The 12,934-nt window shown below is 46.2% G+C and carries 12 protein-coding genes; 10 read left to right on the top strand and 2 right to left on the bottom strand.

The window, feature by feature from the left end:
• Window positions 1–300 precede the first annotated feature (300 nt).
• The 3 genes from AC27G9_RS15800 to AC27G9_RS15790 all read left to right on the top strand — a co-directional run bounded on the left by AC27G9_RS15800 (window position 301) and on the right by AC27G9_RS15790 (window position 2,957).
• Window positions 301–1,068, top strand: coding sequence for a hypothetical protein (locus tag AC27G9_RS15800; protein ID WP_487075439.1), 768 nt, complete (start codon window positions 301–303; stop codon window positions 1,066–1,068).
• A gap of 463 nt (window positions 1,069–1,531) precedes the next feature.
• Window positions 1,532–2,440, top strand: a complete 909-nt coding sequence (locus AC27G9_RS15795; RefSeq protein ID WP_487075438.1) for a DUF808 domain-containing protein — start codon at window positions 1,532–1,534, stop codon at window positions 2,438–2,440.
• A gap of 241 nt (window positions 2,441–2,681) precedes the next feature.
• Window positions 2,682–2,957, top strand: a complete 276-nt coding sequence (locus tag AC27G9_RS15790) for a hypothetical protein (protein ID WP_487075437.1) — start codon at window positions 2,682–2,684, stop codon at window positions 2,955–2,957.
• A gap of 203 nt (window positions 2,958–3,160) precedes the next feature.
• On the opposite strand, the gene mrcB is transcribed toward AC27G9_RS15790, so the two are convergent.
• Window positions 3,161–5,464: a penicillin-binding protein 1B gene (mrcB, locus tag AC27G9_RS15785; protein WP_487075436.1), complete on the bottom strand. Its 2,304-nt coding sequence runs from the start codon at window positions 5,462–5,464 to the stop codon at window positions 3,161–3,163.
• 225 nt (window positions 5,465–5,689) lie between these two features.
• On the opposite strand from mrcB, the gene AC27G9_RS15780 reads away from it, so the two are divergent.
• From AC27G9_RS15780 to AC27G9_RS15750, 7 genes are all read left to right on the top strand, one after another.
• On the top strand, window positions 5,690–5,929 hold the full coding sequence (locus AC27G9_RS15780) for a hypothetical protein (RefSeq protein WP_487075435.1): 240 nt from the start codon (window positions 5,690–5,692) through the stop codon (window positions 5,927–5,929).
• Between the two features lie 14 nt (window positions 5,930–5,943).
• Window positions 5,944–7,716, top strand: a complete 1,773-nt coding sequence (locus AC27G9_RS15775; RefSeq protein ID WP_487075434.1) for a PHA/PHB synthase family protein — start codon at window positions 5,944–5,946, stop codon at window positions 7,714–7,716.
• A 6-nt stretch (window positions 7,717–7,722) separates the two neighbouring features.
• Window positions 7,723–8,271: a polyhydroxyalkanoate synthesis repressor PhaR gene (gene phaR, locus AC27G9_RS15770; protein WP_487075433.1), complete on the top strand. Its 549-nt coding sequence runs from the start codon at window positions 7,723–7,725 to the stop codon at window positions 8,269–8,271.
• 218 nt (window positions 8,272–8,489) lie between these two features.
• A complete protein-coding gene (locus AC27G9_RS15765; protein WP_487075432.1) occupies window positions 8,490–9,059 on the top strand; it encodes a phasin family protein in 570 nt (189 codons plus the stop codon).
• Between the two features lie 37 nt (window positions 9,060–9,096).
• Window positions 9,097–9,438 carry a phasin family protein gene (locus AC27G9_RS15760; RefSeq protein WP_487075431.1) on the top strand — a complete coding sequence of 114 codons (342 nt, stop codon included), beginning with the start codon at window positions 9,097–9,099 and terminating at the stop codon, window positions 9,436–9,438.
• 138 nt (window positions 9,439–9,576) lie between these two features.
• Window positions 9,577–10,794 (top strand): polyhydroxyalkanoate depolymerase, encoded by a 1,218-nt coding sequence (locus AC27G9_RS15755; protein WP_487075430.1) that lies wholly within the window; start codon window positions 9,577–9,579, stop codon window positions 10,792–10,794.
• A 66-nt stretch (window positions 10,795–10,860) separates the two neighbouring features.
• On the top strand, window positions 10,861–12,072 hold the full coding sequence (locus AC27G9_RS15750) for a lytic murein transglycosylase (protein ID WP_487075429.1): 1,212 nt from the start codon (window positions 10,861–10,863) through the stop codon (window positions 12,070–12,072).
• 99 nt (window positions 12,073–12,171) lie between these two features.
• On the opposite strand, the gene phbB is transcribed toward AC27G9_RS15750, so the two are convergent.
• Window positions 12,172–12,894: an acetoacetyl-CoA reductase gene (gene phbB, locus AC27G9_RS15745; RefSeq protein WP_487075428.1), complete on the bottom strand. Its 723-nt coding sequence runs from the start codon at window positions 12,892–12,894 to the stop codon at window positions 12,172–12,174.
• Between the last annotated feature and the right edge of the window lie 40 nt (window positions 12,895–12,934).

The raw sequence follows: 12,934 nt of genomic DNA, 5'->3' as shown, positions 1-12,934 counted from the left end.
CTTAACACAAGACCTATGCCACAAATTCAATCTCATAAAAAACAACAACTTACACTCAAAACAAATTATCACGCACTGATTTAGTGCACCACAATTGTGCAAGGGCTAAGCAACGCACCCTATTGGATCGCATCCACTGGCAATATCAAATTTGTCTAATAAATGGGAACTTTTTAAACACAGTCGCGTCTATTTTGCTGCGCAAATTGGTTTGTGAATTTAGGCGTACTTATACTTCAAGTTGAGACAACTAGGGACAGTAAGGGCAATGCAACATATTGAATTATCTGGTGAATATAGATGACAACACAGATAATTGGCGGTTTTTCCGAGCTAATAGAGCTGCCTGCTAGACCCACTCCTTTAGTCAAAAAACGTCAAACATCGCTGATTTTATTGAGCTTGTCGCTATTGGTGCACCTGGCGATTTTTTTCGCGCTGTCACTGGGCAACGACGTCTCTGTATCGAGTGACAAGGTGAACGAACCGATTTCAGCGATCTTAGTATTTCCTACTGTCGTCCCTCAATCCGAGCCAGAGCCCATTGTTGAACAACTCGTCCCTCCAACGGAAGACAGCGACGTGCAAACCCAAGCGATAGATAAAGCCCCTTCGGAACCCGAGGTATTAAACTCACCAGAAAGCCCGCCGGCTCAGCCTGCAGAGGCCATAGCGTCGCCGCCAAGCCCAGAGATACTCACTACGGACTCAGAAAACGCAACGACACAGCTGTCTCAAAAGCAATTGAACTTGTCGACAAAACAAGCCTTACAGCAGTTCATGCAGTCCCATCAAGACCGAGCAATTAACGAAGACGGTGCCCGAGCGGCGCAAGAGCATAGACGTTTAAAAACGTCACCTGATCTACCTGAGCGAGACTTGGTGCAAGAAGAGAGAAAACGCGCGACGCTGCAGCCGACCAAAGTTAATTGTGATTCTGGCGCAGCAAAAACCTTGGCCGTTATCAGTTCATTTACCGGTGGCCGAGTGCAATGCAACAAACGCAATGATGGGTTAGATAAATTTATCAAAAAACATGTCAACAAAGAGAGTGACGTGGACAACTAAGTCTGGGTAGAGCGAGTATTAGCAGCGATAGCCGTGTCCTCGCCCCGTTTACAACAAAGTGAGTGGTCTTTTTGTCACCGCATAAGTGCACCAACGATTTTTATTTGGTCACACCACGTGGTTAGTACTATCAACTCTGCTTGGTCTAAGACATTCTCTCGGTTTGGCACCCAGAAACAGAGTTATCGTATGAATTGCTTTCATTGCTATTGAAAAGTTACGCTACCACGCCCTCCTCGGACACATGCTAACAACGTTAAGGTTATTCTCCCTTTTAGTGTAGCTACTCGTTAGAATACAAACGCCGAGCGACCATTTATCTACACGCACTGGCATGAGCGCAAAAGCCTTGTTTGGCCAACTCGTTCAACCAGTCCATTTACGCATTTTCAAACGATACGCAATACTTGCTTTTTTAACTGTATGCCCGAAGATAGAGAAAAAAAGCTAACAAGGAAATTGCATGGCTTCTGCCAATTTACTCGCTCTTATTGACGATATTGCGACACTGATGGATGACATTGCTGCTATGTCAAAAGTGGCAGCGAAAAAAACAGCCGGGGTACTGGGCGACGATCTCGCCCTGAATGCAAACCAGGTTCAAGGCGTAAAGGCAGACCGAGAGCTTCCCGTTGTTTGGGCCGTTGCAAAAGGGTCATTCCTTAACAAAGTCATCTTGGTACCCAGCGCCTTACTGATCAGCGCATTTTTTCCACCACTAATTACACTTCTATTAATTGCCGGCGGCCTCTTTCTGTGCTTTGAGGGTTCGGAAAAGGTACTCCATCGTTTTATCTCCGGCGATGATCACGAGCGCGAGGAGCGCTTGAGTGCAGCATCCCATCAAGAAGTTGACATGGTCGCTTTTGAAAAAGAAAAAATTAAAGGGGCTATCAGAACTGACTTTATTCTGTCAGCGGAAATCATTGTCATCGCACTGGGAAGTGTTCAAAAAGCAGATATTGTGACGCAACTTGGTGTACTTATCGCGCTGAGTATTGGCGTAACAGTGGGTGTGTATGGACTCGTAGCGGGCCTTGTCAAAATGGATGACGCCGGGCTTTACATGCTGAGAAAGTCTTTTTCTGGTGGTTACAATACTTTTCAAAAATGGTCTGGACGCGCCCTACTCATTGCCGCCCCCGCCCTGATGCGATTACTTGCAATCGTTGGGACAATCGCGATGTTCCTCGTCGGCGGTGGTATTCTTACCCACAATATTGGTCCATTACATCACCTAGCAGAACGTCTAAACCAGATGGCGGCCGACTATTCGTTAGCTTCTGCACTGCTGTTTGATGCGGCATGTGGCTTTGTCGCTGGGGCCTTAGTGTTGGGGATCGTCATGGTAGCCAAAAAGCTAAAACGCTAGCGTGACAAAGTGTTGGTCAATTTCACAAAATCATCTGTGAATTTGACCAACTTTTAGTTTCAACAGATCAGACAAAATCCACTTCTCATTCTCATAAAAATTAAAAAGCATTATAAATCAATAATTTAAAATTTTTTTCTAAATTGGCACAACTATCGCAAATGTTATTGCGACTTAATTGTTAACTGCAAAGCAGAAGTAAACAGAGTGCAGTTTTTTAACCAAATTTTAGGAGAACATCATGCTTTTTAATCGTCGTCTTTTCACTGCACTAGTTTTTGTTGGCGTATCATCAACAGCTGCTGCAGCACAAAATCCCGTTGAGAATGTATTGACTCAGTACATGAATGAATCAATCGCTCAAACACAAGCCCAGCTGTCAGTAGACGCAACACGTAACGTGCTAACTGCTAGCTTGTATTTTGAACCAGAAGCGGTTGAGAAGAGTCTAGTTGCAGACGTCACTGTAACAGACTTACCAGCTCAACAAACTGCTGCCAACACTGACGCTGAGTAACCAGTATGTTAGTGGGCGCAACACCAGTATTAATGCTCGCGATGGGACCTGTGCTTGCTTTCCTAGCCAGTCTCATCGTGTTCAATGGTGTGCGATTCATCGCACATCGCCTCTCCCAACCAAAACCCTTACTCCCGTAGGGCCTTTCCTCAGGTAAATCATGATGATCATTTACCCCATCATCATGATTCTCCTGGGGCTTTTTATCTGCCTAGTAACCTATCCCACCAAGTTCGTTTTTTCTTTTTATCCGCTGGCGGTGGCATACCTTTGCAATCGGAGGGCGCAGGTAAAACGTCTAGCACGGCTGGCACATTCAGAGTATTAGGACACCCAGGCGCCATAATATCTCCGCTACTTCTGTCGAAATTTGCGATCCCCAAGCCTTGTGGAAAGCGTCTAGATAATGATTTTGGCGATTGCAAACGCTGATAATTGACAAAAATAGGTAGCGCGCCGCTAGCCCCCGTCAAGCCAATTGGCTGATTATCGTCGTTACCTACCCAAACCGTAGCCACGTTATTTCTGTCGAACCCGGTAAACCAACTATCTCGATAATCGTCAGTTGTTCCCGTTTTCCCTGCCATATTAATGCCCGGAAATGTTTGGCTGATGCGTTTAGCCGTCCCTTCCACAGTGACTTTATACAGCGCATAGTTCAGTAAATAAGTTGCCGCTTCGTCAACTCGTTGCTCAGAAAAGTCAGCGTACTGCCACAATAACCGGTTATTGGAGGACACAATTGAATTTACAGTATGTAAAGGGGCGTAGCGGCCACTATTTGCGATAGTTTGGTACATTTGATTCATCGAAAATGGACTAAGCGTTACCGCGCCCAGTGTTAACGCGGGCACCTGCTCGATTGGCTCACTAACACCCAGCCGTTGTAGCGTGTTAGTAATGCTGTCTAACCCCACTTCCAAGCCAAGGTTCACGGTAGGCACATTCAAAGAACCTGTTAATGCATCAATAAGTGGCACTTGGCCTCTGAACTTTTTGTCTGCATTGAGCGGCGACCACGGCTGACCTTCTCTTCCTTTGAGGGTGACGGGTTCGTCTTTTAAAGGCGTTGCTAAGTTATACAATCCGGGGCTTTCAAGCGCAGTAAGATAAACCGCGGGCTTGACCAGACTGCCAATTTGACGGCGAGCATCCAAAGCGCGATTAAAGCCCGAGTAGCTGGTATTCACGCTCCCGACAATTGCTCGAATCTCCCCAGCTGAAATGTTAGATACTACCATCGCACCTTCCAGCGGAACGCTGCGATTTTTTTGCAACGAGCCGAGCGTAGATGTCAGTGACTTTTCCGCTCGCCTTTGCGCGTAGATATCCAGTGAAGTAAAGACTTTTACCCCTGACTCCCGAATATTCGGATCCGCAAGGATATCAGACAATTCACGGCGAACTTGCTCCATAAACGCAGGGTGTTTGCCACTCGCCAGACTGGCCCCGCTGGCAAGTGTTAGTGGAAAGTCAACGAGCGTTTCGTATTCAGCTCTATCAATTTCATTGGCTTCAAACAAGATTCGGAGAACGAGATTTCGACGTTCAAGGGCTCGCTCAGGATAACGACGAGGATTGTAATAGGATGGCCCTTTTATCATCGCTACCAACGTAGCGATTTCCGCTGTGTTGAGTTCATGCGCTGGGCGATCAAAGAAAAAGTGGCTCGCTAAACCAAAACCGTGTACTGCGTTTTCACCATTTTGGGCAAGAAACACCTCATTTAAATAGGCCTGTATAATCTGTGTTTTGCTGTAACGGGCATCAATAATAATGGCCATCAAGGCTTCTTTTATTTTTCTCACGATGGAACGCTCGCGAGTCAGATACAAGTTTTTCACGAGCTGTTGAGTCAGGGTGCTGCCACCTTGAACAGTCCGCCCTGCCGCGATATTGGCCATGAGTGCGCGAATAATCGAAAGTGGTGCTACCCCGTGGTGATCATAAAAGTTTCTATCTTCAACCAATGTCAGCGCTTTGGGCAACAGAGGTGGCACCTCGTTGATATCGAGTAGCATTCTATCTTCACGAGAGCTACTAACCAGCCGGGTAACCAACCAAGGCTCTAAACGGATAGTTTTCACATCACCGAGGTCACGGTCGAGAATACGACTTACTCTGCTACCCGACCAATGAATCGCGATTTCGCGAAGTGGTTGAGAGCCATCGGGAAAGTGAAACCCACGGCGCTGAACGTGTAGTACTCCATTTTTAAACGTATATTGGCCACTTGTTTTGGCATTTTGCACGCGTCGATAACCGAGCAGCTTTAGCTCGTCAATCACTTCTTTAGTTGTGATCTCTTGTTCCACCGCTATCGCTAAGGGACGAGCATATATCTGCGCGGGAACAACCCATTTGTTACCTTCAAAGGAGTGCTTAATTTGAGCATCGAGGTAAAACATGTAAGCGCCGAGTAACACAGTACCTACTAAGCTCAACTTAACAATTAATCCGGTCCAACCACGCTTTTTTTGCTTATTTTTCGTTTGTTTTTTCGCCACTTATCATGCCATCATATTTAAAGGAGTGAAGAATCGACTCGTCCGCTCAAGGAAGGCGCCTCATGGTTTCGCACCATGAAGTATATCGAACGAGAATGTCATTTTGCGGCCTAACTGGGGGAAATTCCAGTGTATTTTTGCCACATTTCGACAATCTTCACACATCAGATACGTGTAGTGGCGGTTTGCAAGCGTATAAACCTTCATGCCAGTGAGGATAACAGCATGAAAATCACTATCGATGTCGACTTGTCTCCCCAAGAGGCCCGCGAGCTATTTGGCTGGCCTGATTTAAGCGCGCTTCACGAACCGACGCTAAAACTGCTACAAAAGCAAATTCAGCGTGGCGATATCAACACGATGTCGTCCCTACTACAACATTACCTCGATGGCAGTCAGAATGCCTTCACAATGTATTCAAAATTGTTTGAGAATATTGCCCATTCTCAACGTTCGGAGAATTAATCCAAGGAGCTAGCGTGCAACATACACATGATGACGACATATTGGATACACTCAACCAATATGCTCACCAATTCAATGCCATGGTCAAAGAAGTATTATCTCGCAGCGCAAGCAGTGCAGATACTGCAGCAATGTTTGATCCAGCCAAATTACAACATTTGTTGTCGGGCTCTGTAGAAGTGGATACGGCGAAGTTGGTTGAGAACCAAATGGAATTCATGCGACAACAAACCGAGCTGTGGCAACAAGCTACCAAAGCTATGCTAGGTGAAAAAGCGCAAGCTGTTGCTACCGAAGAGCCCGGCGATAAGCGTTTTGTCCATTCTGATTGGCAAGATAATCCCGTTTTCAGTTACCTCAAACAGGCGTATCTCATCAATTCTAAAATGCTCCAAAGCATGTTAGAAACGATGAAGTTCGACGATCCAAAATCGGCAGAACAAGTGAAGTTCTATACCCGCCAGTACATCAATTCTGTGTCTCCCACTAACTATTTGCTGAGCAACCCCGAAGTCTGTGAAGAGATTCTCAAAACCAGAGGCCAAAACATGGTTCACGGTATTGAGAACTTCATGCGCGACTTGGAGAAAAGCCCAATAGAAGCATTTAAAATCACCCAAACAGACAATACGGCTTTTGAACTGGGTGACAATTTAGCGAATACGCCAGGTAGTGTGGTGTATCAAAATGCCTTAATTCAACTTATCCACTATCAGCCGAAGCAGGCCAAAACGTACTCCCGTCCAATCTTGTTTGTTCCGCCGTTTATTAATAAGTACTACATACTCGACTTGGAAGAACGTAAGTCCATGGTGAATGGATTGCTCAACGCAGGCCACAGTGTATTCATGATTTCGTGGGTCAATCCAGATGCCACTCTAGCTGACTATGATTTCGTCGACTATATGAAGCAAGGCCCTGTTGCAGCATTAGATGTTGTCGCAGACATCACCCAACAAGAGAAAGTCAATATGGTGGGCTTTTGCGTGGGAGGCACGTTGCTTTCAATGGCAAGTGCTTACCTGAGAGCGAAAGGCGACGAAAGACTCGGTTCGATTACCTTGCTGACTACATTGTTAGACTTCAGTGAACCGGGAGAAATTGGCAATTATCTAACAGATGAGGCCCTTCCTTTACTCGAACAAAATGCTGATATTAAAGGAGTATACGACGGCCGTATTCTCGGTTTGAGCTTCAGTTTATTACGCGAAAACAATTTGTTCTGGTCTTATTTCATCAATAATTACCTGAAAGGCAAAGATCCAGCCGCGTTTGATATTTTGTATTGGAACAGTGATGCAACCAACATCACGGCATCTTGCTTCAAGCAATACATCAATACAACTTACTGGGAAAATAAACTCAAAGAGCGAGGTGCCATTGAGGTTGATGGTATTGCCATTGACCTTGGCAACATTGATGTGCCCGTTTATTTTCTCGCCACACTGGCAGACCACATTGTGCTTTGGCAAGGCGCTTATAAAGGCACTCAGTTAGTCAAAGGAGACACCCGATTTGTCCTTGCTGGCTCGGGGCATCTCGCTGGCGTTATCAACCCACCAGAAAAGGGCAAGTATCCACACTGGATCAATGACCAATTAGATGCCGACCCGGCAAAGTGGTTCGACAATGCACAAAAAGTCGAGGGGTCTTGGTGGCCCGATTGGTATCAGTGGCTTGAGCACCAAGACAGCAGCAAGGTTGAAGCTCCACAACCCGGTAGCAATGCTAGTTATCCGACATTAGAGGCCGCACCGGGCAGTTACGTTCGCAAGCGACTCGACTGAAATAGTGTGAGTTATCTGTTTCAGTCGCTGCCCTGTGATATCGTCACAGGGCAGCTATTCCTTGCAGCGACAGACTCAGATAAGCTACTCTCATGCTTCCACACCCAGCGATTACAGATATCCATGATCACGATTAAGAAGTACCCAAACCGCAGAATGTACGACACATCTCGTAGCCAGTATGTCAATCTGGACTATATCAAATCGCTGATCAATCAACGGGACGAGTTTCGTGTTATCGATTCTAAAACGGAAGAAGATTTGACTAAGTCGATTCTGTTGCAAATTATCAGTGAATCAGAAACCAATGAAAATCAGTCTCTGCTGACCAATTCACTGCTCAAGCAACTCATTCGCTTTTATGACTCAGACATGCAAGCCTTTGTTAGGCAATACCTAGAACAAAGCATCGTCAGTTTCATCGAGCAACAAGACAAAGTACAAGGCATGATGAAAAATATGGTTGAAACTAGCCCGTTCGGTATGTTCAACAAAATGATGGAACAGAACATGGATGCATGGATGAAATCCACCAAACGCAATAAGGACGACTGAAGTTTTATTTAGCTTACCTCTAGCAGCCCTTAGCAGTCCCTAGCAGCGCCCTTATGCTGCACCGCAACATAAAATAACCTATCGATAGAATTTATTGTTCTAAGCATCATGCTGCAAAGCAGCAATTTGTACTTGATCACGAACAACACCTTGTCTAATATCTAACCAACTACGCTGCTGCACCGCAGCAATTTATCCTTATTCGTTAGGAGAAAAGTATGTTTGGTAAGTTTTCAGAGCAACTCAAAAAGTCGGCTAAGCCAGTAAACTCACTAGTCGCACTGAATGCAAAAACGTTCGAAGATCTGTCTCAACACCAGACAGAGCTATTCACAGGATTACTGAGCGAAAGCGTCAAATACATGGAAAGTGTCACGCACCAAACAGAAGTTAAAGGCGTAATGGCTGCTAATTCCGCATACGCTCAAGCGATGCGAGAACGCTTTGCGAGTGTTTCTAAAGAAACCTACTCCACGCTCAGCGCCATGAGTGAACAAGTAACTAAGGTTCTGCAGCAATCGATTGAGAGTCCGGTGATTGACACGCCTGTCCCAAACTCAGCAGCAAAAGCAGAACCTGCCGTCCCTAAAAAGGTTACCAAAGCAACCGAAGTCAATCCTACGGCGGTATCGAAATCGAGTCCAACCGCTGAAGCGAAAACTGAAGTAAAAGCAGCACCAGCAGCGAAGAAAACCGCTGCAAAAAAACCAGCAACGCGTACACGTAAAGCCTCGAGCCCTACAACGAAGGCAGCCGCGGCAAAAACGGCAAGTAAAACCAACGCTTAACCCTGTAACATTTTAAATTGATACTGGAGATACACCAATGTTCGAACAATTCAACGAAACAATGAAAGACGCAATGAAGCCAGTTACAGATTTGGCGACATTGAACATGAGCACGATGCAAGACTTGGCAGAAAAGCAGAATACACTGCTGTCTACCCTACTTTCAGACGGCATGGCTTTTGTAGAAAAAGCGAGCCAACAGAAAGATGTAATGAGCCTTGCTGAAGCACAAAAAGCGTATTTCGAGGGTTTCCAAGAAACACTGACTGACGCGGCGAAAACTAACTACAGCATCCTTTCAGAAGCGCAACAAAAAGCAGGCGAAATGATGAAAGTGATGTCTGAGGACATGACCAGTAAATTTACTACTGCCAAGTAATAACGGTTAGCACGTACAAATGGGGAATCGTGCAATAGTGCGATTCCCTTTTTGTTGGTTTGTTATGTAAATCATTCAATGCTGTTGTGCCGACAATAGTGCCCTATCCTGCCAGTCTAACTCTTCGAGGAATAACGCATGAACTACCAAGCTTATGATTATCTCACCCGTAGCGCGCAAATAATGCACGAGGGGTTTAGTTTGATGAACGATATTGCAAACCACCCCGCTAACCCATTCAGCCATTCTATCGGCGGAAGGATTACGCGAGCCTCTTTGGAGACCGCCATGCGGCTTACAAGACGCTACGAAAAGCTTGGTTTCAACATTGAAGATATCAACATTGATGGTCAGCGATACCTAGTACGCGAAGATGTCGTGATGTCCAAACCCTTCTGTGACCTGATGCATTTTAACCGAGTAGGCCATAGCGAGGATCACAAAGTACTCTTGGTCGCGCCCCTATCGGGCCATCATGCAACCTTACTTAAAGGAACGGTGGAGGCACTCTTACCGGATCACGAAGTGTACATCACCGACTGGGGAGATGCTCGTGAAGTGCCACTTAGCGAAGGCCCTTTCAGTTTCGACTGCTATGTCGAATACCTGATTGAATTTCTTGAGTTTCTTGGGCCAGATACTCACATGATTGCTATTTGTCAGCCAACAGTGCAGGCGCTAATCGCGACGGCTGTCATGGCGGAACAGAAAAACACTTGCGTACCCCAATCTCTTACCTTGATGGCCGGCCCGTTAGATACCAGTAAAAATCCAACACGAGTCAATGACTTTGCACATGAACATCCAATGTCATGGTTCAAAAATGTCGCCATCATGAAGGTCCCTTATGGTTATCCTGGAGAAGGAAGAGAAGTGTATCCGGGTTTCATGCAACTCGGTGGTTTCATCAGCATGAACCAAAGGAGCCACACCAAAAAGTACATGAACTTCTTTCAAAACCTAGTATTTGGTGAAGAAGAAGACGCAGACCGCTTTCGCGCGTTTTACGACGAATATCTAGCCGTGCTCGATATGCCAGCTGAGTTTTATCTCGAAACGATAGAACGTGTATTTAAAAACAATGAAGTGGCAAAAGGTGCAATCACTTACAAAGGCCAACCAGTCAACTTTGAGGCCATTGATGATACGCCATTGCTCACTGTGGAAGGGGCTGAAGACGACATTTGTGGCCTTGGTCAAACACAAGCGGCACAGACAATTTGTAAGAGCTTGCCCAAAACCATGCGTCGACATCACGTACAGCCAGGAGCCGGGCACTATGGGATATTCAGCGGCTCCAAGTTTCGTAAACATATCCGACCGCTAATCACCGACTTTATTCATAAGTACACCTGATTAGCTCGATCATAGGGTATGGTTTGGGGTAGCATGAGGGTTACCCCAATTGAAGTGGTTTGATACATGATTCGACGCGTTTCTCTTTCTCTGTTTTCTTTTTTTCTGATTCATCACGCCGGCGCCGCGGAAGTAACGGCTGACGATTTCGAAGCGTGCAAAGTACAATGGCAAACGCTGGCAACTGATGCCCAGCTCAGTGACGACACCATCGACAAAGTCATCCCCTCTCTCAAGATTCAGCAACGCGTGCTTGAACTAGACAAGCGTCAGCCTGAGTTCGTCCAAACCTTTCCGGGCTACTTCAGCAAGCGAGTGACCAAATGGCGAGTCGAAAAAGGCCAAGCCATGTACAAAAAACACAAAGCGCTTTTAAAAGGCTTAAATGATAAGTATGGGATTCCTCCCCACTACTTGCTCTCTTTTTGGGGCTTAGAAACCAATTTCGGCAGCTACAAAGGCAAAATGCCTGTGCTGGATTCCCTTGCAACGTTAGCGTGTGACAAACGTCGTTCGGCTTACTTTACTCAGGAATTGATGGTGGCACTACGGCTGATGGAGCGTGAAAACATAGAACAAGCGAATATGGTTGGCTCGTGGGCAGGCGCCATGGGGCATACGCAGTTTATGCCATCAGCCTATATCAACTACGCAGTAGACGGCGATGATGATGGCCAAGTCAATCTGTGGGAGAGTGAAGAAGATGCCCTCACATCCGCAGCCAACTTCCTTGCTCAGCTCGGGTGGAAACCGGGTTATCGCTGGGGACGTGAAGTACAGCTATCTGAGGACTTTGATTTTGAATCCGCCGGCATTCAGAAAAAACGCACCATGACTGAGTGGGCAAAGCTAGGGGTATTTCAAGCAGACGGTAGCGCGCTCCCCAAAGCTGATATTCAGGCTTACCTCGTTGTACCATCTGGCAGTGAGGGGCCAGCGTTTCTCGCCTATACAAACTTTAACGTGATCATGCGTTGGAATAACTCTGAATTCTATGCCATTGCGGTAGGCCATTTAGCCGACCGTATTGCGGGCGCATCCCCATTAGTACAACCATTACCTGATCTGCCTGCGTATAGCCGCAAACAAATCCAGCAATTGCAACGCTTGCTCAATGAAAACGGCTATGACGTTGGTGTACCTGATGGCATCATTGGGCCAGCGACACGCAAAGGTATTCGCGCATTTCAAACGGCTGAGTCCTTGACCGCTGATGGCTTCCCTTCTCTTAGTGTGATGGAAAAGATTGGTGTAAAGGTTGGCGCAGCGTCAAGCTAGAGTGAATTGATGTTTTCAAAGTAAGTTGGCTTAATCTGAGCACGCTAGATACAAAAAAGCGCGGCTTCTCGACCGCGCTTTTTTTACACCTTCCGGTTGTTAGTACATGTGCTGGCCGCCGTTAATCGACAGTGTAGAACCTGTCATAAAGCCAGCTTTATCCGAGATTAAAAACATCACTGCATCAGCAATGTCTTCTGGCTTGCCAAGTCGGCCAACTGGAATAGTCGCGATAATTTTCTTGAGCACTTCCTCAGGTACCGCGCGGACCATGTCAGTGTCAACATAGCCCGGCGCAATGGCGTTCACGGTAACGCCTTTTGCTGCCGTTTCTAGCGCCAACGCCTTGGTAAAACCATGAATACCAGACTTAGCGGCCGCATAGTTAACTTGACCATATTGCCCAGCTTGTCCATTAACTGAGCCGATATTGACTATACGCCCAAACCCCCTTTCACGCATACCCGTAATAACACTCCGGCAAGTGTTAAAACACGATGCTAAGTTAGTTTGAATGACGGCATCCCACTGCTCAAAATCCATTCTGTGCATTGTGCCATCGCGAGTGATACCAGCATTATTGATAAGAATATCAATCGGCCCATAATCATTCTCAATTTGCTCAATTGCCATGTTCGTCTTTTCAAAGCTCGAAACATCAAACTTAAAAGACGGAATCCCTGTGCGTTCGGTGAACGCTTTTGCAGCCTCGTCATTACCGCCGTAATTCGCCACAACAGTGTAGCCAGCGTCCTTCAATGTCGTACAAATTGCCTCACCGATACCGCGGGTCCCACCTGTCACCAATGCTACTTTAGCCATGGCTTTTCTCCTTTTTTACGGTTGCTCAATTATTAAACTT

This window comes from Alteromonas sp. 5NS40-0096 (assembly GCF_057544385.1).
The sequence above is the reverse complement of the archived record's forward strand: the minus strand, read 5'-3'. Positions and strand labels throughout refer to the sequence as shown.